Source organism: Peribacillus sp. TH14, from assembly GCF_016651145.1.
Classification (GTDB): domain Bacteria; phylum Bacillota; class Bacilli; order Bacillales; family DSM-1321; genus Peribacillus; species Peribacillus butanolivorans.
This window is the reverse complement of record NZ_JAEKEK010000001.1, coordinates 1,724,512-1,748,950: the sequence shown is the minus strand read 5'-3', so window position 1 is coordinate 1,748,950 and position 24,439 is coordinate 1,724,512. Positions and strand designations below refer to the sequence as shown.

The 24,439-nt window shown below is 41.6% G+C and carries 22 protein-coding genes, 12 tRNA genes and 3 rRNA genes; 34 read left to right on the top strand and 3 right to left on the bottom strand.

Features of this window, described 5'->3' with window-relative positions:
- Positions 1-3: 3 nt before the first annotated feature.
- Positions 4-594 (bottom strand): rhomboid family intramembrane serine protease, encoded by a 591-nt coding sequence (locus tag JFU50_RS08485; protein WP_201188331.1) that lies wholly within the window; start codon positions 592-594, stop codon positions 4-6.
- Between the two features lie 110 nt (positions 595-704).
- Here JFU50_RS08485 and acpS point away from each other — a divergent pair, with 110 nt between their 5' ends.
- From acpS to JFU50_RS08415, 14 genes are all read left to right on the top strand, one after another.
- Positions 705-1,061, top strand: coding sequence for a holo-ACP synthase (gene acpS, locus JFU50_RS08480; RefSeq protein WP_201222390.1), 357 nt, complete (start codon positions 705-707; stop codon positions 1,059-1,061).
- A gap of 234 nt (positions 1,062-1,295) precedes the next feature.
- A complete protein-coding gene (locus JFU50_RS08475) occupies positions 1,296-2,300 on the top strand; it encodes a LolA family protein (protein ID WP_201222389.1) in 1,005 nt (334 codons plus the stop codon).
- A gap of 133 nt (positions 2,301-2,433) precedes the next feature.
- Entirely contained in the window at positions 2,434-3,708 is a 1,275-nt protein-coding gene (gene alr / locus JFU50_RS08470) for an alanine racemase (protein ID WP_242489037.1), read from the top strand.
- A gap of 160 nt (positions 3,709-3,868) precedes the next feature.
- Positions 3,869-4,150: a CopG family ribbon-helix-helix protein gene (locus tag JFU50_RS08465; RefSeq protein ID WP_034306380.1), complete on the top strand. Its 282-nt coding sequence runs from the start codon at positions 3,869-3,871 to the stop codon at positions 4,148-4,150.
- A gap of 7 nt (positions 4,151-4,157) precedes the next feature.
- Positions 4,158-4,508 (top strand): type II toxin-antitoxin system PemK/MazF family toxin, encoded by a 351-nt coding sequence (locus tag JFU50_RS08460; protein WP_034306610.1) that lies wholly within the window; start codon positions 4,158-4,160, stop codon positions 4,506-4,508.
- Positions 4,509-4,993: 485 nt separating this feature from the next.
- The gene (locus JFU50_RS08455) at positions 4,994-5,821 is read left to right on the top strand and encodes an RsbT co-antagonist protein RsbRA (protein ID WP_053348281.1); all 828 of its coding nucleotides are present in this window, start codon (positions 4,994-4,996) and stop codon (positions 5,819-5,821) included.
- A 2-nt stretch (positions 5,822-5,823) separates the two neighbouring features.
- On the top strand, positions 5,824-6,180 hold the full coding sequence (locus JFU50_RS08450; protein WP_034306376.1) for an STAS domain-containing protein: 357 nt from the start codon (positions 5,824-5,826) through the stop codon (positions 6,178-6,180).
- A 3-nt stretch (positions 6,181-6,183) separates the two neighbouring features.
- Complete coding sequence (locus JFU50_RS08445; protein WP_053348280.1) at positions 6,184-6,585, top strand: anti-sigma regulatory factor; 402 nt, start codon at positions 6,184-6,186, stop codon at positions 6,583-6,585.
- An 8-nt stretch (positions 6,586-6,593) separates the two neighbouring features.
- A complete protein-coding gene (locus tag JFU50_RS08440; RefSeq protein WP_201222387.1) occupies positions 6,594-7,604 on the top strand; it encodes a PP2C family protein-serine/threonine phosphatase in 1,011 nt (336 codons plus the stop codon).
- A 59-nt stretch (positions 7,605-7,663) separates the two neighbouring features.
- Positions 7,664-7,996 (top strand): anti-sigma factor antagonist, encoded by a 333-nt coding sequence (locus JFU50_RS08435; RefSeq protein ID WP_201188335.1) that lies wholly within the window; start codon positions 7,664-7,666, stop codon positions 7,994-7,996.
- A complete protein-coding gene (gene rsbW, locus JFU50_RS08430; protein WP_053348277.1) occupies positions 7,993-8,466 on the top strand; it encodes an anti-sigma B factor RsbW in 474 nt (157 codons plus the stop codon). The genes JFU50_RS08435 and rsbW overlap by 4 nt, the downstream gene beginning before the upstream one ends.
- Positions 8,444-9,229 carry an RNA polymerase sigma factor SigB gene (gene sigB, locus JFU50_RS08425; RefSeq protein WP_056526373.1) on the top strand — a complete coding sequence of 262 codons (786 nt, stop codon included), beginning with the start codon at positions 8,444-8,446 and terminating at the stop codon, positions 9,227-9,229. The genes rsbW and sigB overlap by 23 nt, the downstream gene beginning before the upstream one ends.
- Positions 9,229-9,840, top strand: a complete 612-nt coding sequence (locus JFU50_RS08420; protein WP_309558402.1) for a PP2C family serine/threonine-protein phosphatase — start codon at positions 9,229-9,231, stop codon at positions 9,838-9,840. Before sigB ends, JFU50_RS08420 begins: the two co-directional genes overlap by 1 nt.
- Before the next feature lie 93 nt (positions 9,841-9,933).
- Positions 9,934-12,117 (top strand): Tex family protein, encoded by a 2,184-nt coding sequence (locus JFU50_RS08415; protein WP_242489036.1) that lies wholly within the window; start codon positions 9,934-9,936, stop codon positions 12,115-12,117.
- 96 nt (positions 12,118-12,213) lie between these two features.
- Here JFU50_RS08415 and cmpA read toward each other — a convergent pair whose 3' ends face one another.
- Entirely contained in the window at positions 12,214-12,333 is a 120-nt protein-coding gene (gene cmpA / locus JFU50_RS08410; protein ID WP_089364909.1) for a cortex morphogenetic protein CmpA, read from the bottom strand.
- Between the two features lie 85 nt (positions 12,334-12,418).
- On the opposite strand from cmpA, the gene JFU50_RS08405 reads away from it, so the two are divergent.
- The 20 genes from JFU50_RS08405 (at position 12,419) to tsaD (ending at position 22,153) form a co-directional block, all read left to right on the top strand.
- Positions 12,419-12,898, top strand: a complete 480-nt coding sequence (locus tag JFU50_RS08405; RefSeq protein ID WP_201222386.1) for a SprT family protein — start codon at positions 12,419-12,421, stop codon at positions 12,896-12,898.
- A gap of 132 nt (positions 12,899-13,030) precedes the next feature.
- Positions 13,031-13,105, top strand: a tRNA-Asn gene (locus JFU50_RS08400).
- A 6-nt stretch (positions 13,106-13,111) separates the two neighbouring features.
- A tRNA-Ser gene (locus JFU50_RS08395) sits at positions 13,112-13,202 on the top strand.
- Positions 13,203-13,219: 17 nt separating this feature from the next.
- A tRNA-Glu gene (locus JFU50_RS08390) sits at positions 13,220-13,294 on the top strand.
- 27 nt (positions 13,295-13,321) lie between these two features.
- Positions 13,322-13,397 (top strand) — tRNA-Asp (locus tag JFU50_RS08385).
- 82 nt (positions 13,398-13,479) lie between these two features.
- Positions 13,480-13,554: transfer RNA gene (locus JFU50_RS08380), tRNA-Gln, on the top strand.
- Positions 13,555-13,563: 9 nt separating this feature from the next.
- Positions 13,564-13,639, top strand: a tRNA-Lys gene (locus tag JFU50_RS08375).
- Between the two features lie 9 nt (positions 13,640-13,648).
- Positions 13,649-13,730: transfer RNA gene (locus JFU50_RS08370), tRNA-Leu, on the top strand.
- A 59-nt stretch (positions 13,731-13,789) separates the two neighbouring features.
- A tRNA-Leu gene (locus JFU50_RS08365) sits at positions 13,790-13,875 on the top strand.
- Between the two features lie 18 nt (positions 13,876-13,893).
- Positions 13,894-13,970, top strand: a tRNA-Arg gene (locus JFU50_RS08360).
- 6 nt (positions 13,971-13,976) lie between these two features.
- Positions 13,977-14,053: transfer RNA gene (locus tag JFU50_RS08355), tRNA-Pro, on the top strand.
- A 32-nt stretch (positions 14,054-14,085) separates the two neighbouring features.
- Positions 14,086-14,159: transfer RNA gene (locus JFU50_RS08350), tRNA-Gly, on the top strand.
- A gap of 97 nt (positions 14,160-14,256) precedes the next feature.
- Positions 14,257-15,809: ribosomal RNA gene (locus JFU50_RS08345) — 16S ribosomal RNA — on the top strand.
- Between the two features lie 175 nt (positions 15,810-15,984).
- Positions 15,985-18,918: ribosomal RNA gene (locus JFU50_RS08340) — 23S ribosomal RNA — on the top strand.
- A 115-nt stretch (positions 18,919-19,033) separates the two neighbouring features.
- Positions 19,034-19,149: ribosomal RNA gene (gene rrf, locus JFU50_RS08335) — 5S ribosomal RNA — on the top strand.
- Together the 16S, 23S and 5S rRNA genes with 12 tRNA genes alongside form the textbook arrangement of a ribosomal RNA operon.
- 71 nt (positions 19,150-19,220) lie before the next feature.
- Positions 19,221-19,294, top strand: a tRNA-Met gene (locus tag JFU50_RS08330).
- A gap of 226 nt (positions 19,295-19,520) precedes the next feature.
- On the top strand, positions 19,521-19,973 hold the full coding sequence (tsaE, locus tag JFU50_RS08325; RefSeq protein ID WP_053348963.1) for a tRNA (adenosine(37)-N6)-threonylcarbamoyltransferase complex ATPase subunit type 1 TsaE: 453 nt from the start codon (positions 19,521-19,523) through the stop codon (positions 19,971-19,973).
- On the top strand, positions 19,973-20,665 hold the full coding sequence (gene tsaB / locus JFU50_RS08320) for a tRNA (adenosine(37)-N6)-threonylcarbamoyltransferase complex dimerization subunit type 1 TsaB (RefSeq protein WP_201188339.1): 693 nt from the start codon (positions 19,973-19,975) through the stop codon (positions 20,663-20,665). The genes tsaE and tsaB overlap by 1 nt, the downstream gene beginning before the upstream one ends.
- 25 nt (positions 20,666-20,690) lie before the next feature.
- Positions 20,691-21,143 (top strand): ribosomal protein S18-alanine N-acetyltransferase, encoded by a 453-nt coding sequence (gene rimI / locus JFU50_RS08315; protein WP_201188341.1) that lies wholly within the window; start codon positions 20,691-20,693, stop codon positions 21,141-21,143.
- Positions 21,140-22,153, top strand: coding sequence for a tRNA (adenosine(37)-N6)-threonylcarbamoyltransferase complex transferase subunit TsaD (gene tsaD, locus JFU50_RS08310; protein ID WP_056523290.1), 1,014 nt, complete (start codon positions 21,140-21,142; stop codon positions 22,151-22,153). Before rimI ends, tsaD begins: the two co-directional genes overlap by 4 nt.
- A 279-nt stretch (positions 22,154-22,432) precedes the next feature.
- On the opposite strand, the gene JFU50_RS08305 is transcribed toward tsaD, so the two are convergent.
- Positions 22,433-24,352 (bottom strand): ABC-F family ATP-binding cassette domain-containing protein, encoded by a 1,920-nt coding sequence (locus tag JFU50_RS08305; RefSeq protein ID WP_201222384.1) that lies wholly within the window; start codon positions 24,350-24,352, stop codon positions 22,433-22,435.
- Positions 24,353-24,439 lie beyond the last annotated feature (87 nt).

The window sequence follows — 24,439 nt, the reverse complement described above, 5'->3', positions numbered from 1 at the left end:
GTCCTACCATTTTTTTCTCCAATATAAAGGAGCTGTTAAAACGCCAGTTACTAGACCTGATAAGTGTCCGACAACATTTATTTGCGGTTGAATAAATGTCATAATAATTGCAATGCCAGTTAGGGTATAAACCGTATTTTTCTCGTTGTTCGAAAAATTACTTTTATTAAACAACACAAGGTAGAGGAAGAAACCGAGTAAGCCAAAAATTGCACCGCTTGAGCCAACGTGGCTATAAGTTAGTGGCTTAACTAAGAAGGTTGCAATGTTCGCAAGGATACCGGTCGATAAAAAAAAGATCGTGAATTTAAAGGAGCCGAGAAAATTCTCAAGTGATGGACCAAAGATGGCAAGTGAGAATCCATTAAAAAGTAAATGTGAAAAGGTGCTATGTAGAAAAATTGGTGTAATCAAGCGCCACCATTGTCCATCAGCAATGTATAAGTTCACACCTGTACCATAATAAAAAAGTACATTGCCGGGAAATATGGGGAAAAGGACGAGAACAAAAACAATCATCATAATAAGAATGAGCACAGTCACGGCTCGGTGGGAAGTAGCGTATTCACGAAAACTTTCAGTTCTTGTAAACATAAATTCCTCCTTATCATAAAGATTTCAATTACATATAATATTATCATTTTTTGGTAAAAGGGTCCTCCTAATACCTATGCAAGATATTAATTAATAGAAGAGGTGTCAAAGTGATTAAAGGAATAGGCGTGGACATTACCGAGTTGGACAGAATGGAAACATTGATCAAACGGCAACCCCGTTTTAAGAACCGCATATTAACTGACAGAGAAATTTTGATATTTGAAAGATTAAATGGAAGAAGAAGGATTGAGTATTTTGCTGGCCGTTTTGCTGCAAAGGAGGCTTTTTCAAAAGCGTACGGTACAGGAATTGGTAAACACTTGTCTTTTCTGGATATAGAAGTCATCACGGATGAAAAAGGTAAACCGTTGATTTCAAAGCCTTTTTCGGAGGGGGTTCACCTCTCAATCAGCCATAGCCGTGACTATGCAGTAGCTCAAGTTGTAATTGAAAGGATGAACTGAGTTTGTCTTATCGGGTCATAATCCTTAAGGTTGTCTCATATACATTTAGTGCTATAGGGAGACAAGGCCCGGTAAAAGGTACATGGCAGAGTAGGTGCTCTCGAAAAGATTTTAGCGGGATCAAAAGTGTCCATGCTAAAATGCTGAGGAATGTAAGACATCAGTCGAGCCAATGTCCGGATCCTGCCTTTTCCTCTCCCTTTTACGTTCAAATGACAAAAAGGGGTTGAAAAGATGAAGAAGATGTTAATGCTTTTTGCAGGGATCATGCTCTTGCTTGCTCTTTCTGCTTGCGGCCAAAAATCACAAGGTGATGTAGTGAGTGAACTGAATGACAAGCTTGGAGAAATGAAGGGATATAAAGCCAATGCGAAAATGACACTGAAGATGGGGACGGAGCCTCAAGTGTATAATGTGGAAATCTGGCATAAAGATCCTTCTTTTTATCGCGTAAACCTAAAAAATGAAGAGAAGGATCAAAGTCAGATGATCTTGAAAAATGATGATGGTGTGTATGTATTGACACCTGCTTTGAATAAAAGCTTTAAATTTCAAAGCGAGTGGCCGGAGAACAGCAGCCAGGCCTATTTGTTTGAGTCGTTAGTGAAAGACATTACGGAAGATAAGAGTGCGACTTATAAAGAAACAGATAAACACTATGTTTTTGTGACAAAAACACGCTATCAAAACAATAAAATGCTACCTTTTCAAGAGATTACTATAAATAAAAAAGACCTATCTCCAGTGAGTGTTAAAGTCATGGACCCTGATAAGACGGCGTTAGTCCTTGTGGAATTTTCAAAAGTGAAATTCAATACGAATTTTGATAAAGATGCATTTGATATGAAAAAGAACATGACAAGTGCACAACTTGAAGCCCCTGTCATGGCAGAAGTCCAAGATGAAGGGTTTGCGGTTAAATATCCTGAAGCTATTAATGGCATGAGTTTAACAGAAGAAAAAGAAATTGCAACCGAAAAGGGAGAACGTATCATTTTGACATATGAGGGCACAAAAAGTTTTACATTGGTTCAGGAAAAAGCTGAGGTAGTACAGACGTCAGTTTCAACTAATGTGAATGGAGAACCGGTTGATTTAGGATATACAGTTGGAGCTATGACGGGAAATACGATTGCATGGACTTTTGAAGGTGTAGATTACATGCTTGCATCAAAGGACTTAACCCAGGAAGAGATGATAGAAGTAGCCCGTTCAGTTGGGGGAGACCCTGTTAAATAGCAGTGCATAACGAGCTGATGTTTCCCGTCGCCTTTTAAGGGTTCTCCCATGAAGGATAGGCGGGGAAGCGGCTTGTTATACTGTTAAATTATTTTCGGTTGGAGCGGTTTATTATTTATGGAAAATTAGCATCATGGTAAAAAAGCACTTTAACTTTCTATCCGTTGGTTATAGAATGGTCTATAATAAAAGGCAAACTTCGATACTGAGAAGAAATCTTATTGCGAGTGTAAGAAAGAAGGAACTTGGTTTGGAAACGAAAATATTTCACCGAGATACATGGGCAGAAGTAAATTTAGATAATATTTATGAAAATATCACTTCTATGAAAAAAAGGCTGCCATCCGGCATTAGTCTTTTCGCTGTTGTAAAAGCAAATGCGTATGGACACGGAGATTTTGAAGTGGCTCAAACTGCGCTTGAAGCAGGGGCTGACTTTTTAAGTGTTGCATTTGTAGATGAGGCTCTGGCTTTAAGGAAAAAGGGGATTTCAGCGCCGATTCTAGTACTTGGGGCCTCAAGGCCTGAAAGTGCAGGACTTGCTGCTGAACAGGGTATTTCGTTGACGGTTTTTGATGTAGCCTGGTTGGAAAGAGCAAGGGATAATCTTAAACCAGGTCAAATTCTACAAGTTCATGTGAAAGTGGATAGTGGTATGGGGAGAATTGGGATTCGTGATAAAGACCAGCTCACGAAGGTGGAGAGCTTACTTAATCAAGAAGCGTGTTTCAACTTTCAAGGGATATTCACTCATTTTGCTACAGCAGATGAACTAAAGACCGACTATTATGAAAAACAACTTGAGGTATTTAAAGGAATGCTTTCAACCTTAATTAGACGACCTGAATATATTCATGCCGCTAATAGCGCAGCATCTTTAAGGTTTACTGATCCTGAATGGAATGCAGTAAGAATGGGGATTTCCATGTATGGTCTAAGTCCCTCAATGGAAATGCTTCCTATTTTACCGTTCCCGTTAAAACAAGCCATATCGTTGAAAACGAAGATGGTCGCAGTAAAGCAACTAGTTAAGGGTGAAAGTGTTAGCTACGGAGCGACTTATACTGCTCAGGGAAATGAATGGATTGCCACATTGCCAATAGGGTATGCCGATGGCTGGATACGAAAGCTTCAAGGACAGGAAGTTATTGTAGAGGGGCGAAGAGTGCCAATAGTCGGAAGGATTTGCATGGATCAATGCATGATTAAACTACCCGAGTCTTTCCCTGTAGGAACAGAGGTTACGCTTATTGGAGATAATGGAAATGAAGCGGTTTCTGTTGATGAGATAGCAGCGAAGCTAGAAACAATTAATTATGAAGTAACTTGTATGATAGGTGCGAGGGTCCCCCGCATATATATAAAAGACAATCTTTTAGATCATGTGCGCAACTTTATCTTAGAATAATTGGATTGTAAAAAAATCCTAAGATTGTGAATAAGATTTCCTTCATTATGCTGATAATAGGATTGAGAATAGAATATACTCTTTGCAGATAGGCATTTTAATGGTAATATTGAAAAGGATATATAATAAAGGTGTGTAGTGATGGTGGAGGTGTATGTTTGTGTCTGAATCCAGCGCAACAAGAGAGATATTAATTCGATTACCTCAAAATTTTTTAACTGAGTTAGATGGGTATGCGAGTGAAGAAAATGTTAATCGCAGTGAATTTATTTATCGTGCCACAAAAATGTATCTTCGCGAACGTAAAAAGAAAGAGTTTCGTGAATCGATGAAACGCGGTTATATTGAAATGGCGGCCATTAATTTAACGATTGCTTCTGAAGCCTTTCAGGCTGAATTCGAGGCTGGGCATTGCGTTGAACGATTAGTTAGCGGAGGCTGAGCCATTGATTGTTGTTAAGCGTGGTGACGTATACTTCGCAGACCTTTCCCCGGTAGTCGGTTCAGAGCAGGGTGGAACACGTCCGGTACTCATTCTACAAAACGATATTGGTAATCGCTTTAGTCCGACTGTGATTGTGGCAGCCATTACAGCTCAAATTCAAAAAGCGAAATTGCCTACACATGTTGAGATTAATGCGAAAAAGTACGGATTCGAACGAGATTCCGTTATTTTATTAGAACAGATCCGGACAATTGATAAGCAGCGTTTAACTGATAAAATTACGCATCTTGACGAACCTATGATGCAAAAAGTCAATGAAGCTTTGCAAATCAGCTTAGGGCTCATTGAGTTTTAGAGAAAAGTTTTCCCGTTATTACGGGCGTTATTATAATACAAATTATTCTTTCTATATTTTAGATGACACGATTCCTGCATTAGTGGGAATCGTGTTTTTTTGCATTTGTGGATTCAGTGTATTATTCTCCTGTGATCTTTTTATTTCTAATAGGATTTGAAGAAGAAGAATTAATGCAGTTAAGGTAGTCCCTCTCATTTTATTGTTTAATGATGGATGGAACTTTCAGCAGGAAAAATAAAGATTTTAACGAAATAATAGAATGTTTATACAATTTTTTAAATAGTATCCTCCTAATTTTTCTTTGAAGAATGTTTTCAAATTCCTTTTTCGGGTAAAAAGGTATGTTGTAAATATTAAATAAAACAAACAAAAATATTGGGGAAGAACGGTAACAACCCTTGGTGGAGTTACATTACAGTTCGATAACATCCTTGTGACGAGGACGGGAAAACATAGTAATTGTGTTAGAATGGGAGGATATTATGAATCAATTGGTTTACGATTTTATTAAGCAAAATCAAGATTACATCCTAACTGAGTGGATGGATATCATGAAGGAAAGTACGGACGAAAGATTAATTAAAGTTGTCTCTGATCGGATGTTTACACAAACGAGTAGTGAATTTATAGATATGATTATCACGCATGTTGATAGTAAAAACAGGGAATTTACCTTGAAGCTTTCTGATTTTGCTGAGAAAGTCGTCCAATTAGGATGGCCGCTTACCTTTGTGAATGAAGGACTTCATAAATTCACGCTAATTGTTATTAATGGAATGGTTGAAAAAGGCATTGTAACTCCTGGTAATCAAGTGGAACTTGTTAACCATTTAGATAAGTGGTCCACTCCAATAAATAATGAAATAGTCAATATATATACCCAAACTTGGGAAAGAACTGTCTCATTGCAAAAAATAGCCTTGCAAGAACTCTCGGCGCCACTTATTCCTGTATTGGAAGGTATTACGGTTATGCCGCTAATTGGAACAATTGATACAGAGCGTGCGAAGCAGATAATGGAAAATCTGTTGACTGGTGTGGTTAAGCATAGGTCTGAAGTCGTTCTAATTGATATAACAGGAGTTCCGGTTGTGGATACAATGGTTGCCCATCATATTATTCAGGCAGCAGAAGCAGTCCGATTAGTAGGCGCGAAATGCATACTTTGCGGCATTCGCCCTGAAATCGCCCAAACTATTGTGAACCTGGGAATTAATTTAAATGAAGTGATTACAAAGAATACATTGAAAAAAGGAATTGAAGTTGCTTTAGAATTAACGAGCCGTAAGATTGTAAAGGTGGAGGGATAGGTATGAGGATTCCGATATTAAAGCTTTATGACTGCTTGTTAGTCTCTATACAGTGGGAATTGGATGATATGACAGCCCTTCAATTTCAAGAGGATTTACTGCATAAGATACACGAAACAAGCGCGAATGGAGTTGTCATTGATATTACATCAATTGATTTTATAGATTCCTTTATCGCAAAGGTATTAGGTGATGTTTTTAGTATGTCAAAGCTTATGGGGGCCAAGGTTGTAATTACAGGAATCCAGCCGGCTGTTGCAATAACATTAATTGAACTGGGAATAAGTCTCGATGATGTTCTGACAGCATTAGATTTAGAGAAAGGCCTGGAGAAATTACAACAGGAACTGGGGGATTAAAGAATGGAGTTCCAATCCTGCGTAAAAATCATAAATGAATGGGACATTGTAGCTGCAAGGCAGCTCGGAAGAAATGTCGCTAAAGAGCTGGGATTCGGTACAATAGACCAGGCTAGAATCACAACAGCTATAAGCGAATTGGCCCGAAATATATATCTATATGCTGGACAAGGCAGTGTAAGCATAGAAAAGCTAAATATAAATGGAAAGTCAGGGTTGAAAATCATTGCAGAGGACCAGGGGCCGGGAATAGAGGATATCCGCAGGGTCATGGAAGACGGATATACCACTTCAGGGGGACTGGGAGCAGGCCTTCCTGGAGCCAAACGTTTAATGGATGATTTCGATATTGAATCGATACCAGGTGAAGGGACTAAGATCGTCGCAACCAAATGGCTCCGTTAGGGGGGACTATGGATATTAAAGAGAATATGGAGAAAAAGTATTATGAGGCGCTTTCTACCTATCTTAAAGACCAAAATGAGCAGGCGCTTTATCAAGGTCAAAAAATCAGTCGCCTAAATATTAAATACAATATATCTCCAGAAGAAATTATCAGTATGCATAAAAATAACTTAATCGAATTATACCCGGATTTACCAGTGAAAGTAATGGATTCTTTCGATTTTCTGCTTGAAGTCATGATGGGCTACGGTATTGCATATCGTGAACATCAGAGCCTTAGACATCAACAGCAGGAACTAAAAACGGAGATAGAGATTGCAGCAAATGTCCAACATACGCTTTTAGAAACGAAGATACCGGATATCAAAGGCCTGGAAATTGGGGCGATTAGTGTCCCTGCTAGGCAAATGAATGGAGATTATTATCACTTTGTTCAGGATGAATATGAGCGCATCGGAGTAGGAATTGCGGATGTAATAGGGAAAGGGATCCCTGCGGCCTTGTGCATGTCAATGATTAAATATGCGATGGATAGTCTTCCTGAACATAGGCATGAACCGAATAGTGTGCTAGAGAGTTTAAATCGTGTTGTAGAGCACAATGTTGATCCAAGTATGTTTATTACGATGTTCTATGGATTATATGACCCTCATGACAAGCAATTTTCCTATGCTTCAGCTGGTCATGAGCCGGGGTTTTACTATGACGCCACTACAGGGAATTTTAGCGATTTAGATGCAAAAGGTTTACTGCTTGGGGTAGATAAAAAAACAAGGTATCGACAATATGAAAAAACAGTTAATCCGGGAGATATGATCATTTTGTTGTCGGATGGAGTAACAGAGTGCCGAACAAATGATGGTTTTATAGAACGGGAAACACTCATTGGTTTTATCCAAAAGAATATGCATTTACAAGCACAGGAAATAGTAAATAACATATATAAACAATTGGAGAAAATGCAGAACTTTCAACTAAGGGATGATTTTACATTAATAATTTTAAAATCAAATGTTTAGTATATTTTCTTCGGGGTATAGATATAAGCATGAAGAGGATATAAAGAGGTGGGTCAAGGATGAATATAACGGTAGATGTTAATGAACTAAATGCGGAATTTATTGTGAAACTAAAAGGTGAAATTGATGCCTATACTGCACCAAAATTAAGAGAATCGCTATTTCCAATTTCAGAACAGGACAATGTTTCGATTATTATTGATTTAACTGAAGTTTCCTATATGGACAGTACCGGGTTGGGGGTATTTGTTGGTGCGTTTAAAAGCGTAAGAGCACATAATGGCGAATTTACCTTGATTGGCTTATCAGAAAGGTTACGACGATTATTTGATATTACGGGTCTTGCAGATATCATTGATATTAAAAGTGGTACAGAGGGTGGGTTAGAATGAGTCAAGTATATGATTACATTGAAATGAAAATACCTGCAAAACCGGAATTCATCGGTGTCATCCGTTTAACACTTTCTGGGATAGGTAGCCGGATGGGATTTGCGTATGATGAAATTGAGGATTTGAAAATCGCTACCAGTGAAGCGTGTACAAATGCGGTACAGCATGCCTATAAAGATCTTGAAAAAGGCGAAGTGAAAGTAAGTTTTGGGCTTTACCCTGACCGCCTAGAGGTCATGGTTTCTGATAGTGGAAAGAGCTGTAATTTCGAAGAGGTTCGTCAAGGGCTCGGTCCATATGAGCATGGGCAAAAAGTTGAACTCTTGAGAGAAGGAGGCTTGGGTCTTTACCTCATTGAAACTTTGATGGATGATGTGAAAATTCATCAGCATGACGGGGTTACAGTTTTTATGACTAAGTTTTTAGAAGGAGAGCAGGTGGAGATGGATGCAAAAACAGTCTCAACCTAATCAAGCACAAAGAGAACAAGTTAATGAATGGATTAGAGCCTATCAGCAGAATCAGGATGATGAAGCGCAAAGTAATCTGGTAATTCATTATAAAAGTTTGGTTGAAACAATCTCTCGTAAATATGCAAAAGGGAGATCGTTTCAGGAAGATATCGCTCAGGTCGGTATGATTGGTTTATTAGGTGCCATTCGACGATATGATGAATCTTTCGGTAAAAGCTTTGAGGCATTTGCTGTTCCTACTATTATCGGGGAAATCAAAAGGTTTTTGCGTGATAAAACATGGAGCGTCCATGTGCCAAGAAGAATAAAAGAACTTGGACCAAAAATCAGAGTGACAGTCGAGGAATTGACGACGACTCTGCATCGTTCACCAAGAATAGATGAAATAGCTGATTGTATAGGAGTAACAGAAGAAGAAATCTTAGAAGCAATGGAAATGGGGAAAAGCTATCAGGCTTTATCTGTTGATCATTCTATTGAGGCAGATTCTGATGGTGGTACGGTTACGTTGCTGGATATATTCGGCAACGTAGATGAAGGTTTTGAAAAAGTCAATCAGCGCCTAGTACTTGAAAAGGTGCTGCATGTACTAAGTGACCGTGAAAAGATGATTATTCAACACACTTATATAGAAAATTTAAGCCAAAAAGAAGCGGGGGACAAACTTGGTATTTCACAAATGCATGTATCGAGACTCCAGCGCCGCGCAATCAAAAAACTTCAAGAAGCTATTAATGCCGAAAACTCGGAGTTAATATAGTGATTAAAGACATAATGCGAGAAGAGAAAATAGAAGTCCTTGTCTCCCAATCTTCTAAAAACGGAATGATTTATTGTGGTGATGATTACTTTTTTCTTCATACGAAGGAATACTTTGTTTGTGTATTAGCGGATGGCCTAGGTAGCGGAAAATCCGCTTATGAATCCTCCCATGCCGTAATAGAGGTAGTAAAACGTAACCATGAGTTAGATGTTGAGTTGCTAATGGAGGTCTGTAATCAAGTTTTGATCGATAAGCGGGGAGCGGCCGTTTCTATCTTGAAAATCTATTATGAAAAGAATGAGTTCGTATACAGTTCAGTAGGCAACGTTCGCTTTTTCTTGTACAATCCAAGCGTCGACAAGCTGGTTTACCCCCTACCTGTAACCGGATATTTATCCGGTAGGAAGCAAAAGTATAGAACGCAGAGCTTCAAATACGAACCAAATGCCAAATTCATTATTCATTCAGATGGGTTGGAACTTAAGGGAGCTAAATCGTACTTAAAGAGGCTGGTCCCTATCGATAAAAACGCTCGTTGTATTTTGGAAAGCAGCCCAGCTACTGCGGATGATACAACTTTCATTTTAGGAAGCTTACTTTCGTCGTAATTCGGAAGTGAGCTTTTTTGTATTGGATTCGCAACTTCATCTCTCATTTGCTAGACTATATATATCAGAATAAAAAGGTTGGAGGTAATAAATTTGATAGTAGTAGAAGATTCATTAAAAGAATTAATTAAACAAATATCTAATGAGTTAACTTTGAAAAATCATCAAGTGCAAAATGTCATACAGATGCTTCAAGATGGTAATACCGTTCCTTTTATTGCTCGTTATCGAAAAGAAATGACGGGTTCACTAGATGAAGTGCAGATTCGTTCTATTATGGAAAGATGGAACTATCTAGAAAACCTTGGGCAGAGAAAAGTGGAAGTTACACGCTCGATTAGTGAACAGGGTAAATTGACAGAAGAATTAAAGTTACAAATTGAAAAGGCAACAAAGCTGCAGGAAGTGGAAGATTTATACCGACCTTTTAAACAAAAAAGGAGAACGAAAGCAACTGTGGCTAAAGAGAAAGGCCTTGAACCGCTTGCAATTTGGCTTCTTGAATGTCAAGTTCAGGCTTCAGTTAGTGAAAAAGCAGCCGAATTCATATCTGAAGAAAAAGAAGTTCCTTCTATTGAAGAGGCAATTGCGGGTTCGCAGGATATAATTGCTGAACTTATTTCTGATGATGCTGAATTGAGGAAATGGATAAGGGCTGAGATTTTTAAAGCAGGAAAATTGTTCTCCATTGTGAAAAATGAAGAAAAGGACGAAAAAAAAATCTTCGAAATGTACTATGAATATGAAGAGCCTGTCCAAAAAATCGTCCCACATCGAGTCTTGGCACTTAATAGAGGTGAAAAGGAAGAGGTTCTACGAATATCCATCCAGCCTCGGACAGAAATTATTATTAGTTATTTGGAACGGAAAAACATTAAAAATAATCAATCCGAAGCGGCAGGGTTGATTAAGGAAGCGATTGAAGACGGACTTAAGCGTCTAATCATGCCTTCTGTAGAACGGGAAATAAGAAAAGAGCTAACGGAAAAAGCAGAAGATCAAGCTATCCATATATTCTCGGAAAACCTTCGCAATTTACTACTACAGCCTCCTCTTAAAGGGAAAGTGGTCCTTGCTCTAGATCCAGCATATCGGACGGGTTGTAAGTTGGCTGTTATTGATGAAACAGGCAAAGTACTCGATATCAGTGTAATCTACCCACACCCTCCTGCTGCGAAGTTTGAAGCTGCTCGTGAAAAAACAATTGAAATTCTTCAGCGATTCGCAGTGGAGATTGTGGCAATAGGTAATGGAACGGCATCTCGTGAATCGGAGCAATTTATTGCAGATATTTTAAAAGAAGTGAAAGGGAATATTTCTTATATAATTGTTAATGAAGCAGGTGCCAGTGTGTATTCAGCATCTGATATTGCTCGTGAAGAGTTTCCGGATCTTCAAGTTGAGCAGAGAAGTGCAGTATCAATTGGGAGAAGACTGCAAGATCCACTTGCGGAACTTGTTAAAATCGATCCCCAATCCGTAGGAGTAGGTCAGTATCAGCACGATGTTTCTCAGAAAAAGTTATCAGAATCCCTTACTTTTGTTGTTGAAACGGCTGTTAACCGAGTTGGGGTGAACGTCAATACAGCTTCGTCATCTCTATTACAATATGTAGCTGGGTTATCAAAATCTGTTGCTCAAAATATAGTGAAGAAAAGGGAAGAAGAAGGGAAGTTTTCAAGCAGGAAGGAATTAAAGAAAATTCCTCGGCTTGGTGCTAAAACGTACGAACAGTGCATAGGTTTTTTGCGTATTATTAATGGCAATGAACCGTTGGATCAAACCGCGATCCATCCGGAGAACTACGGGGCCGTGAATAAACTGTTAAAGAAAATAGGATTCACGTCTGAAGACTTAGGCAGTGATGTTTTGAATAAAGAGTTAGTCAAATTAAATCCAACAGAATTAGTGGATGAATTAGAAATTGGAGAAATCACGATTAAGGACATTATTGATGATTTAATGAAGCCGGGAAGAGACCCTAGGGATGAACTATCAAAACCTCTACTTAAGCAAGATGTGCTAAAAATGGAGGATTTAAAAACCGGAATGGAATTACAAGGTACAGTAAGGAATGTTGTAGACTTCGGTGCATTTGTGGACATCGGTGTCAAACAGGACGGGCTGGTGCATATTTCTAAATTAAGCAACCGATTTGTAAAACATCCATTGGATGTAGTTGCTGTTGGGGATGTTGTAACAGTTTGGGTCGAGAAGGTGGACTCTCAAAAGCAAAGGGTATCTTTAACGATGCTGCAGCCTAAAGATCAAGATTAGCTATTATAAACTCCTTCTATATAGAAGGGGTTTTTTATCACTGTAAGAATAGTAATGCTTCTTTATAATTTATTAGTGCTTGGTTCAAATAGAGGTCTATAATCGAAGACTTTCTTTTTTTTGATAAAAAAACCAGCATTGATTCAACATCTTCACTTGATAATAATCCTTTTCATAAAAGGCTTTACGAATTTGATTTTGGAACCAATTAGGCATAGCGCTTACCTCCAGTAGTTTTCTATTGTTTTATTAGTCTATGTTATAATGGGTTGTCATGTTACCAAGGAAAGGGAGGGGGAAGATGGATAATCAGCAATTGCAAAAATTAGTTGAAGATATTTCGAGGAAAGACTTTCAAAAGCCCTTTAGACACCTAGCTTGTTTTAATCCGCGCCTTCGAACGACTGGAGGAAGGTACTTGCTACGTTCACATAATATAGAAATTAATAAGAAATATCTTGATGAACGTGGAGTGGAAGAATTGATAGGAATCATAAAGCATGAATTGTGCCATTATCACCTCCACCTTGAGAAGAAAGGATACCAGCATCGTGATGCTGACTTTAAGCGTTTACTCGAAAAAGTTGGAGCCCCAAGATTTTGCACGCCACTACCGTCAAACCAGTTAAAGAGAAAAATGAATACTATTCAATATAGATGTGAAAACTGTCAGGAGTTATATTTAAGAAAGAAGCGTATCGATACCACTCGTTTTGTCTGTGGTAAGTGTCGTGGAACACTGATATACCAAGGTTTTATAGAAAAAGAAGCAAATAAATAAAAAAAAACAAAAGAACCCTTGACTTTATGTTGCAACCTCCTTATAATCATAAGAGTCGACAAGATAACAACTTGTTCTTCACGACAACCACTAAGGTCCTTGAGCGTAAAAAAGGAACCCAATTTTCATTATTCCGCAGTAGCTCAGTGGTAGAGCATTCGGCTGTTAACCGAACGGTCGTAGGTTCGAGTCCTACCTGCGGAGCCATTTTTTGGGGAAGTACTCAAGAGGCTGAAGAGGCGCCCCTGCTAAGGGTGTAGGTCGCGTAAGCGGCGCGAGGGTTCAAATCCCTCCTTCTCCGCCAGTTACACATTTTATCACGGCCCATTGGTCAAGCGGTTAAGACACCGCCCTTTCACGGCGGTAACACGGGTTCGAATCCCGTATGGGTCACCATCTTTTGTATGTTTAAATTAAATTACTGGTCCCGTGGTGTAGCGGTTAACATGCCTGCCTGTCACGCAGGAGATCGCGGGTTCGATTCCCGTCGGGACCGCCATTTATTTCTTTAAAAAAACACTTGCTAGAATTAAGTTATTGTGATATAATATTAATCTGGCTGTTAATTAGTAATTGATTATTGGGCTATAGCCAAGCGGTAAGGCAACGGATTTTGATTCCGTCATGCGAAGGTTCGATCCCTTCTAGCCCAGCCATTTTATTTAGAGCCATTAGCTCAGTTGGTAGAGCATCTGACTTTTAATCAGAGGGTCGAAGGTTCGAATCCTTCATGGCTCACCATTTTATTTCGCGGGTGTGGCGGAATTGGCAGACGCACCAGACTTAGGATCTGGCGCCGCAAGGCGTGGGGGTTCAAGTCCCTTCACCCGCACTGATATTTTTCTTCTTGACAACAAGTTGAAAAGGTGTTAGACTTACAAAGTCGCTTTCGCGGTCGTGGCGGAATGGCAGACGCGCTAGGTTGAGGGCCTAGTGGGGGAAACCCCGTGGAGGTTCAAATCCTCTCGGCCGCACCAAAAACATCATAGAAATTAGCGCCCGTAGCTCAATTGGATAGAGCATCTGACTACGAATCAGAAGGTTGTAGGTTCGACTCCCGCCGGGCGCACCATATTTACGGGAAGTAGCTCAGCTTGGTAGAGCACTTGGTTTGGGACCAAGGGGTCGCAGGTTCGAATCCTGTCTTCCCGACCATTCTTTCTTAGAAATAATTTGAAAAATTAAATGCGGGTGTAGTTTAGTGGTAAAACCTCAGCCTTCCAAGCTGATGATGAGAGTTCGATTCTCTTCACCCGCTCCATTATTGCTCTTTGAAAACTGAACAAAACAAAGCGCCAACGTTAAATTTTAAGTGAGCACACACTATCAAAAAAAGCAAAATGAGCAAGTCAAACATTTCTTCGGAGAGTTTGATCCTGGCTCAGGACGAACGCTGGCGGCGTGCCTAATACATGCAAGTCGAGCGAATCGATGGGAGCTTGCTCCCTGAGATTAGCGGCGGACGGGTGAGTAACACGTGGGCAACCTGCCTATAAGACTGGGATAACTTCGGGAAACCGGAGCTAATACCGGATACGTTCTTTTCTCGCATGAGAGAAGATGGAAAGACGGTTTCGGCTGTCACTTATAGATGGGCCCGCGGCGCATTAGCTAGTTGGTGAGGTAATGGCTCACCAAGGCGACGATGCGTAGCCGACCTGAGAGGGTGATCGGCCACACTGGGACTGAGACACGGCCCAGACTCCTACGGGAGGCAGCAGTAGGGAATCTTCCGCAATGGACGAAAGTCTGACGGAGCAACGCCGCGTGAACGAAGAAGGCCTTCGGGTCGTAAAGTTCTGTTGTTAGGGAAGAACAAGTACCAGAGTAACTGCTGGTACCTTGACGGTACCTAACCAGAAAGCCACGGCTAACTACGTGCCAGCGACTCGCGGTAATACGTAGGTGGCAAGCGTTGTCCGGAATTATTGGGCGTAAAGCGCGCGCAGGTGGTTCCTTAAGTCTGATGTGAAAGCCCACGGCTCAACCGTGGAGGGTCATTGGAAACTGGGGAACTTGAGTGCAGAAGAGGAAAGTGGAATTCCAAGTGTAGCGGTGAAATGCGTAGAGATTTGGAGGAACACCAGTGGCGAAGGCGACTTTCTGGTCTGTAACTGACACTGAGGCGCGAAAGCGTGGGGAGCAAACAGGATTAGATACCCTGGTAGTCCACGCCGTAAACGATGAGTGCTAAGTGTTAGAGGGTTTCCGCCCTTTAGTGTCGCAGCCTAACGCATTAAGCACTCCGCCTGGGGAGTACGGCCGCAAGGCTGAAACTCAAAGGAATTGACGGGGGCCCGCACAAGCGGTGGAGCATGTGGTTTAATTCGAAGCAACGCGAAGAACCTTACCAGGTCTTGACATCCTCTGACAACCCTAGAGATAGGGCGTTCCCCTTCGGGGGACAGAGTGACAGGTGGTGCATGGTTGTCGTCAGCTCGTGTCGTGAGATGTTGGGTTAAGTCCCGCAACGAGCGCAACCCTTGATCTTAGTTGCCAGCATTCAGTTGGGCACTCTAAGGTGACTGCCGGTGACAAACCGGAGGAAGGTGGGGATGACGTCAAATCATCATGCCCCTTATGACCTGGGCTACACACGTGCTACAATGGATGGTACAAAGGGCTGCAAACCTGCGAAGGTAAGCGAATCCCATAAAGCCATTCTCAGTTCGGATTGTAGGCTGCAACTCGCCTACATGAAGCCGGAATCGCTAGTAATCGCGGATCAGCATGCCGCGGTGAATACGTTCCCGGGCCTTGTACACACCGCCCGTCACACCACGAGAGTTTGTAACACCCGAAGTCGGTGAGGTAACCTTTATGGAGCCAGCCGCCTAAGGTGGGACAGATGATTGGGGTGAAGTCGTAACAAGGTAGCCGTATCGGAAGGTGCGGCTGGATCACCTCCTTTCTAAGGATAAATACGAGAGCGCTTTTGTTTTGTTCAGTTTTGAATGAGTAATTCATTCAGATACGAAAGATCTCATCACGTTGTGATGAAGTTTTTTCTTCTTTGTTCCTTGAAAACTAGATAATAGATAGAAGGCAATTAATTTTTTCAAAGCATCAGTAAGATCTTTTTTAACGGTTAAGTTAGAAAGGGCGCACGGTGGATGCCTTGGCACTAGGAGCCGATGAAGGACGGGACTAACACCGATATGCTTCGGGGAGCTGTAAGTAAGCTTTGATCCGGAGATTTCCGAATGGGGAAACCCACTGTTCGTAATGGAACAGTATCTTTACCTGAATACATAGGGTACTGAAGGCAGACCCGGGGAACTGAAACATCTAAGTACCCGGAGGAAGAGAAAGCAAATGCGATTTCCTGAGTAGCGGCGAGCGAAACGGAATTAGCCCAAACCAAGAGGCTTGCCTCTTGGGGTTGTAGGACACTCAACATGGAGTTACAAAGGAACGGGGTAAATGAAGTGATCTGGAAAGGTCCGTCAAAGAAGGTAAAAACCCTGTAGTTGAAACTTCGTTCCCTCCTGAGTGGATCCTGAGTACGGCGGGACACGAGAAATCCCGTCGGAAGCAGGGAGGACCATCTCCCAAGGCTAAATACTACCTAGTGACCGATAGTGAACCAGTACCGTGAGGGAAAGGTGAAAAGCACCCCGGAAGGGGAGTGAAATAGATCCTGAAACCGTGTGCCTACAAGTAGTCAAAGCCCGTTAATGGGTAATGGCGTGCCTTTTGTAGAATGAACCGGCGAGTTACGATTTCATGCGAGGTTAAGTTGATAAGACGGAGCCGCGACTGAAAGCGAGTCTGAATAGGGCGAATGAGTATGAGGTCGTAGACCCGAAACCAGGTGATCTACCCATGTCCAGGGTGAAGTTCAGGTAACACTGAATGGAGGCCCGAACCCACGCACGTTGAAAAGTGCGGGGATGAGGTGTGGGTAGCGGAGAAATTCCAATCGAACCTGGAGATAGCTGGTTCTCTCCGAAATAGCTTTAGGGCTAGCCTCAAGATGAGAGTATTGGAGGTAGAGCACTGATTGGACTAGGGGCCCCCAACGGGTTACCGAATTCAGTCAAACTCCGAATGCCAAATACTTATTCTTGGGAGTCAGACTGCGAGTGATAAGATCCGTAGTCGAAAGGGAAACAGCCCAGACCACCAGCTAAGGTCCCAAAGTATACGTTAAGTGGAAAAGGATGTGGAGTTGCTTAGACAACCAGGATGTTGGCTCAGAAGCAGCCATCATTTAAAGAGTGCGTAATAGCTCACTGGTCGAGTGACTCCGCGCCGAAAATGTACCGGGGCTAAACGTATCACCGAAGCTGTGGATTGACACCGTATGGTGTCGATGGTAGGAGAGCGTTCTAAGGGCGTTGAAGTCAGACCGGAAGGACTGGTGGAGCGCTTAGAAGTGAGAATGCCGGTATGAGTAGCGAAAGAAGGGTGAGAATCCCTTCCACCGAATGCCTAAGGTTTCCTGAGGAAGGCTCGTCCGCTCAGGGTTAGTCGGGACCTAAGCCGAGGCCGAAAGGCGTAGGCGATGGACAACAGGTTGATATTCCTGTACCACCTATACATCGTTTGAACGATGGGGGGACGCAGAAGGATAGGGTAAGCGCGCTGTTGGATATGCGCGTCCAAGCAGTTAGGCCGGAAACGAGGCAAATCCCGTTTCCATTAAGGCGGAGCTGTGATGGCGAGGGAAATATAGTACCGAAGTTCCTGATTCCACGCTGCCAAGAAAAGCCTCTAGTGAGATGTAAGGTGCCCGTACCGCAAACCGACACAGGTAGGCGAGGAGAGAATCCTAAGGTGTGCGAGAGAACTCTCGTTAAGGAACTCGGCAAAATGACCCCGTAACTTCGGGAGAAGGGGTGCTTTTTAGGGTGAATAGCCCGGAAAAGCCGCAGTGAATAGGCCCAGGCGACTGTTTAGCAAAAACACAGGTCTCTGCGAAGCCGCAAGGCGAAGTATAGGGGCTGACACCTGCCCGGTGCTGGAAGGTTAAGGGGAGAGGTTAGCGCAAGCGAAGCTTTGAACCGAAGCCCCAGTAAACGGCGGCCGTAACTATAACGGTCCTAAGGTAGCGAAATTCCTTGTCGGGTAAGTTCCGACCCGCACGAAAGGTGTAACGATCTGGGCACTGTCTCAACGAGAGACTCGGTGAAATTATAGTACCTGTGAAGATGCAGGTTACCCGCGACAGGACGGAAAGACCCCGTGGAGCTTTACTGCGACCTCGATATTGAATTTTGGTACAGCTTGTACAGGATAGGTAGGAGCCTGAGAAGCCGGAGCGCTAGCTTCGGTGGAGGCGTTGGTGGGATACTACCCTGGCTGTATTGAAATTCTAACCCGCGCCCCTTATCGGGGTGGGAGACAGTGTCAGGTGGGCAGTTTGACTGGGGCGGTCGCCTCCTAAAGAGTAACGGAGGCGCCCAAAGGTTCCCTCAGAATGGTTGGAAATCATTCGTAGAGTGTAAAGGCACAAGGGAGCTTGACTGCGAGACCTACAAGTCGAGCAGGGACGAAAGTCGGGCTTAGTGATCCGGTGGTTCCGCATGGAAGGGCCATCGCTCAACGGATAAAAGCTACCCCGGGGATAACAGGCTTATCTCCCCCAAGAGTCCACATCGACGGGGAGGTTTGGCACCTCGATGTCGGCTCATCGCATCCTGGGGCTGTAGTCGGTCCCAAGGGTTGGGCTGTTCGCCCATTAAAGCGGTACGCGAGCTGGGTTCAGAACGTCGTGAGACAGTTCGGTCCCTATCCGTCGCGGGCGCAGGAAATTTGAGAGGAGCTGTCCTTAGTACGAGAGGACCGGGATGGACGCACCGCTGGTGTACCAGTTGTCTTGCCAAAGGCATAGCTGGGTAGCTACGTGCGGACGGGATAAGTGCTGAAAGCATCTAAGCATGAAGCCCCCTCGAGATGAGATTTCCCATAGCGCAAGCTAGTAAGATCCCTGAAAGATGATCAGGTTGATAGGTCAGAGGTGGAAGCGTGGCGACATGTGGAGCTGACTGATACTAATAGATCGAGGACTTAACCACGCTTTAAAAAATGAAATACCTTCTTATTATCTAGTTTTGAAGGAATGAAAATTTCTTCTTGCATTTTATTAGGATGCATGTTATAATAATATATGTCCTGATAAAAGGTTAAATGTTTGGTGGCGATAGCGAAGAGGTCACACCCGTTCCCATTCCGAACACGGCAGTTAAGCTCTTCAGCGCCGATGGTAGTTGGGGGTTTCCCCCTGTGAGAGTAGGACGCCGCCAAGCTATAACCTTTAATTGTATCCTTTTTTTAAAAAAGGACATACTAAATTTTATAAAAGAAACATTTATACCGTCGCGGGGTGGAGCAGTCCGGTAGCTCGTCGGGCTCATAACCCGAAGGTCGCAGGTTCAAATCCTGTCCCCGCAATCATGAAAAAAACGAAACCTTGGTTTCGTTTTTTTGTTTTATCTGAATTTCGGATAATAATGTCCTTAACTTATTTGTTTCTTCTTTTGAAACAAGGTAAACTACATATAGAATGCTTTATTAGGGATATAATTATGGTCGTTAGCTTTTTTAAGTATTGTGTTTATGGTTCTCAAGAAAAAAACTAGAGAACATTTTCCTAATAGATGATAAAGGTGATTGATATATGCAACAATTTGAATGGATTTCTCAGAATGAGGAAGAAACAGCGCATTTTGCACAGGAATTAGCACAAAAGCTTTCAAGTGGTGATGTACTTGCTTTAGAAGGGGACTTGGGAGCAGGGAAAACGGCGTTCACAAAAGGTCTTGCTAAAGGTTTAGGTGTATCTAGAACTGTGAATAGCCCAACTTTTACGATAATAAAGGAATACGTTGGGAGATTACCCTTATACCATATGGATGTATATCGGGTAAGTGAATCAGAAGAAGATTTAGGTTTCGATGAATATTTTGATGGTGAAGGTGTGACCGTTGTGGAATGGGCTCATTTAATTAAAGACCAGCTTCCAAATGAAATCTTAACTATTTATATTTATCGTCTTAGTGATACAAGCCGCCGTCTTGTCTTAGAAGCCAAAGGCGAAAGGTATGTTACGTTATGTAAGGAGATTATTTGATGAAGGTTTTAGCTATAGATACATCGAACTTCACGTTAGGGATTGCTCTAATAAATGATACTCAAGTAATTGGCGAGTATACTACGAATTTAAAGAAAAATCATTCGGTTCGAGTGATGCCAGCAATTGAGACCCTATTAAGGGATTGTGATACTAGTCCTAAGGAATTGACTAAAATTGTGGTCGCTCAGGGCCCTGGATCTTATACAGGGGTTAGGATTGGTGTGACAATTGCGAAAACATTGGCGTGGACGTTGAAAATTCCATTATCGGCTGTTTCTAGTTTAGAAGTTTTAGCTGCTAATGGACGTTATTTTAACGGGTTAGTTTCGCCCTTGTTTGATGCAAGAAGAGGCCAGATTTATACTGGATTATATGAAATAGAAAATAATGTGTTAAATACAGTCATGGAAGATTGCAATATTCTATCCTCTGAATGGGCAATTCGATTAAAGGAATTAAAGCGTCCTGTTTTATTTGTTGGTCAGGATGTAGAAATTCATCGGGAAGCGATTACGAAAGTGTTAGGGAATTTAGCAGCATTTTCTCCCGTACAGTTATTTAACTCTCGACCAAGCGAACTTGCATTTATTGGCCTGAACAAGAATGAAGTGGACATACACCAGTTTGTACCGAACTATATTCGTATGGCTGAAGCGGAAGCTAAGTGGCTCGAACAGCAGGGGAAATAAAATAATAGGAAAGCGACCGATTATTATGAGTAAAACATTGACGTTTCGAAAGATGAAAACGGAAGATATCGACCAAGTGTTAAACGTAGAAAAACAATCCTTTACTTTGCCTTGGAGCCGGGAAGCTTTTTTTAATGAATTAAATCATAATCAATATGCTGTTTACATGGTTATTGAAGATGAAGGGGAAATTGCTGGTTATTGCGGCGCGTGGATTGTCATTGATGAATCGCATATTACCAATATCGCTATTTTACCTGAATACCGAGGGCAAAAGCTGGGTGAAGCTCTGCTTAGAAAGATGATTGAAATCTCAATTAGCATGGGCGTTGTAAGGATGACGCTTGAAGTTCGTGTTAGTAATGCAGTGGCCATTTCACTTTATGAAAAACTAGGCTTTCAAAAGGGTGGAATTCGTAAAAATTATTATACAGATAATCAAGAAGATGCTTATGTTATGTGGGTGAATTTTTCATGAAAAAAGATCAACTTATATTAGGAATTGAAACCAGCTGTGACGAAACTGCTGCAGCTGTCATTAAAAATGGAACAGAGATATTGAGCAATGTCGTTGCTTCACAAATAGAAAGCCATAAGCGGTTTGGTGGTGTTGTACCTGAAATAGCGTCCCGGCACCATGTAGAGCAAATTACAATCGTGCTTGAAGAGGCTTTGCTTCAGGCTGGTGTGACGTACGAAGATTTGGACGCTATTGCTGTTACAGAAGGTCCTGGGCTAGTAGGGGCATTGTTAATAGGTGTTAATGCTGCTAAAGCGGTGGCATTCGCTCATGGAATCCCGCTTGTTGGAACGCACCATATCGCGGGCCATATATATGCAAATAGACTTGTTCAAGAAATTCAGTACCCAGCCCTCTCATTAGTCGTTTCAGGAGGCCATACGGAATTGGTGCTTTTAGAGGAGCCCGGTTCCTTTAAAGTAATAGGGGAGACGCGGGACGATGCAGCAGGAGAGGCATATGATAAAGTAGCTCGAACTTTAGGACTTCCTTATCCAGGCGGTCCTCATATCGATAGGCTTGCACAAGAGGGTTCACCATCTTTGAAACTGCCTCGGGCATGGCTGGATGGCAGCTATGACTTTTCTTTCAGTGGGTTGAAATCAGCTGTAATTAACACTTTGCATAATGCAGAACAACGTGGAGAAAAAATTGATCCTAAAGATTTGGCCGCAAGTTTCCAAGCAAGCGTCATAGAGGTACTTGTGACAAAAGCTGTAAAAGCTGCTAAGGAATATGATGTGAAACAGGTGTTACTTGCAGGTGGTGTTGCCGCTAATAAAGGCCTACGGGAAGCACTAACTGAAGCCTTTATGGATTTACCAATGGATATTTCTATTCCCCCTTTATACCTTTGTACGGATAATGCAGCAATGATTGGTGCAGCTGCAAGTGTTATGTTTGAAAAAGGAAAGCGCTCTGGGTTAGATTTGAACGGAAACCCCGGATTAGATTTAGAAGTTTTCTAACGATAAAAAAGGCAGGATACCAAACTTCGGTATCCTGTCTTTTTTACATGTTTTAAAAAAATAGAATATTCTGTGGATAACGTTTTTTTATTATTCAAACCCGCTGTGTATAACCAATTGTTATGTGGATAAGTGCATAAGTTTCTGTGGATACTGTGGATAAATTGATTGAGTAGCTATTGAGTAGCAACTTGTTTGTGTATAAAAATGTGGATAACTTTTAGTGGATCTTTTCAAAACATCATGTAAAGACCGAGTTAAATAACTCGGTCCGATTGTTTATTCTTCTAATTCAGCCCATTCTTCAAGATGCTGATCTAAAGTTTCCTGTGCTTTATCAAGCTTTGTCTGAACTTCCATTACCTTTTCATGGTCTTGGAAGACGTTTGGGTCACAAAGGAGCTCATTATACTCGTTTATTTCAGTTTCGAGTAGTTCCATGGCTGCTTCGATTTCCTCGATACGGCGTTTTCGCTGGCGTTCTGCTTTTTTTGCTTCTTTATCAATTTTGTAGTTTGTCTTTTCGACGATTAGTTCCACAGTGTTTGATTTATTTTGTTGTTCGAGTGCTTCAATTTCTGCTTGCTCTTGTTTCTTCTCTACATAGTAATCATAATCGCCGAGAAACTCTTCATTGCCGTCTTTGGATAGCTCAATGACCTTTGTTGCAATTCGATTAATAAAATAACGGTCATGTGAGACGAAAAGAATGGTTCCTGGATAATCTATCAAAGCGTTTTCAAGCACTAATTTGCTGTCGAGATCTAAATGGTTCGTTGGTTCATCAAGAATTAAAAAATTCCCTTTTTCCATCATCATTTTGGCTAAAGCAAGCCGTGCCTTTTCACCACCGCTTAGTGTCGAAACGGTTTTCAATACATCATCTCCACTAAAAAGGAAATTACCAAGTACTGTGCGGATATCTTTTTCCGGTTTAAGGGGATATTCATCCCATAGTTCATTTAGTACGCGTTTATTAGAAATCAAATTGGCCTGTTCTTGATCGTAGTAGCTGACCTCGACGTTCGTTCCAAAACGGAAATCGCCAGAAATTGCAGGCAGCTTGGATATAATCGTTTTTAATAACGTCGATTTACCAACGCCATTTGGACCGACAAGGGCAATACTTTCTCCTTTTGTCATCCGAGAGTTAATATTATTAGATACTGTTTCCCTTTCATAACCAATAGCTAAGCTTTGAAGATGAAGTACTTCGTTTCCGCTTTGCTTTTCAATTTGGAAGGAAAAATTAGCAGATTTTTCGTCACCTTGTGGCCTGTCCAATACGTCCATCTTTTCGAGCTGCTTGCGCCTGCTTTGCGCTCTTTTGGTGGTCGAAGCTCTTGTGATATTACGTTGAACAAAGTCACGCAGTTTTTCGATTTCACCTTGTTGTTTTTCGAATTGCTTCATGTCCCGTTCATAATCTTCCGCTTTTCCTTCTAAGTAAGAACTGTAATTACCATAGTACTTTTTCATATTATTTCTTGAAATTTCATACACCTGGTTTACAACTTTATCTAGAAAATAGCGGTCATGGGAAACAATAAGTACAGCACCTTGGTAACTTTGTAAATATTGTTCAAGCCAGGAGAGAGTTTCGATATCCAGATGGTTTGTTGGTTCATCGAGAATCAATATATCGGGCTTCTTTAAAAGCAGCTTTCCTAATGCAAGCCGTGTTTTTTGGCCTCCACTCAACGTGGAAATGAGAGTGGAATAGTCAAAGTCACCAAACTGAAGACCATGTAATACGGAACGGATATCTGCTTCATATTGATAGCCCCCCTTTTCTTTAAAGGCTACCTGTAAAGTGTCATATTCATTTAACACCTTTTGGTAAAGTATTTCGTTATCAAAAGTGTCAGGTTTGGCCATTTCGGCCTCAAGTCGGCGCAGTTCTTTCTCTTGCTCTATTAGGTCTTTGAATACAGTCTGCATCTCATTCCAAATGGAAAGTTCGGATTCTAAACCTGTATCCTGTGCCATATAGCCAATAGTGACGCCTTTGGGTTTGATGATCTCGCCGCCATCATGGGAAAGTTGTCCGGCTATGATTTTTAGCAGAGTTGATTTTCCAGCGCCGTTTCGGCCAACTAGGGCAATTCGATCTTTATTTTGAACTTCGAGCTTCATATTTGATAAAATAAGTTCAGCTCCGTAATATTTGGATAGTTGATTGATTTGTAATAAAATCATAAATTTTCACCTCAATTGATTATTGTTAGTGTAACGTATTATAGTAATTATCGGCAACAGCTGAGGTCTAAGCAAAAACAAGCTGTT

Excerpts from the sequence above, each read along its gene's own strand:
- JFU50_RS08485 (WP_201188331.1), bottom strand. The coding sequence starts at position 594 with ATGTTTACAAGAACTGAAAGTTTTCGTGAATACGCTACTTCCCACCGA.
- JFU50_RS08475 (WP_201222389.1), top strand. The coding sequence starts at position 1,296 with ATGAAGAAGATGTTAATGCTTTTTGCAGGGATCATGCTCTTGCTTGCT.
- alr (WP_242489037.1), top strand. The coding sequence starts at position 2,434 with ATGGTAAAAAAGCACTTTAACTTTCTATCCGTTGGTTATAGAATGGTC.
- JFU50_RS08455 (WP_053348281.1), top strand. The coding sequence starts at position 4,994 with ATGAATCAATTGGTTTACGATTTTATTAAGCAAAATCAAGATTACATC.
- JFU50_RS08450 (WP_034306376.1), top strand. The coding sequence starts at position 5,824 with ATGAGGATTCCGATATTAAAGCTTTATGACTGCTTGTTAGTCTCTATA.
- JFU50_RS08445 (WP_053348280.1), top strand. The coding sequence starts at position 6,184 with ATGGAGTTCCAATCCTGCGTAAAAATCATAAATGAATGGGACATTGTA.
- JFU50_RS08440 (WP_201222387.1), top strand. The coding sequence starts at position 6,594 with ATGGATATTAAAGAGAATATGGAGAAAAAGTATTATGAGGCGCTTTCT.
- JFU50_RS08435 (WP_201188335.1), top strand. The coding sequence starts at position 7,664 with ATGAATATAACGGTAGATGTTAATGAACTAAATGCGGAATTTATTGTG.
- rsbW (WP_053348277.1), top strand. The coding sequence starts at position 7,993 with ATGAGTCAAGTATATGATTACATTGAAATGAAAATACCTGCAAAACCG.
- sigB (WP_056526373.1), top strand. The coding sequence starts at position 8,444 with ATGCAAAAACAGTCTCAACCTAATCAAGCACAAAGAGAACAAGTTAAT.
- cmpA (WP_089364909.1), bottom strand. The coding sequence starts at position 12,333 with ATGCCTAATTGGTTCCAAAATCAAATTCGTAAAGCCTTTTATGAAAAG.
- JFU50_RS08405 (WP_201222386.1), top strand. The coding sequence starts at position 12,419 with ATGGATAATCAGCAATTGCAAAAATTAGTTGAAGATATTTCGAGGAAA.
- tsaE (WP_053348963.1), top strand. The coding sequence starts at position 19,521 with ATGCAACAATTTGAATGGATTTCTCAGAATGAGGAAGAAACAGCGCAT.
- tsaB (WP_201188339.1), top strand. The coding sequence starts at position 19,973 with ATGAAGGTTTTAGCTATAGATACATCGAACTTCACGTTAGGGATTGCT.
- rimI (WP_201188341.1), top strand. The coding sequence starts at position 20,691 with ATGAGTAAAACATTGACGTTTCGAAAGATGAAAACGGAAGATATCGAC.
- tsaD (WP_056523290.1), top strand. The coding sequence starts at position 21,140 with ATGAAAAAAGATCAACTTATATTAGGAATTGAAACCAGCTGTGACGAA.
- JFU50_RS08305 (WP_201222384.1), bottom strand. The coding sequence starts at position 24,352 with ATGATTTTATTACAAATCAATCAACTATCCAAATATTACGGAGCTGAA.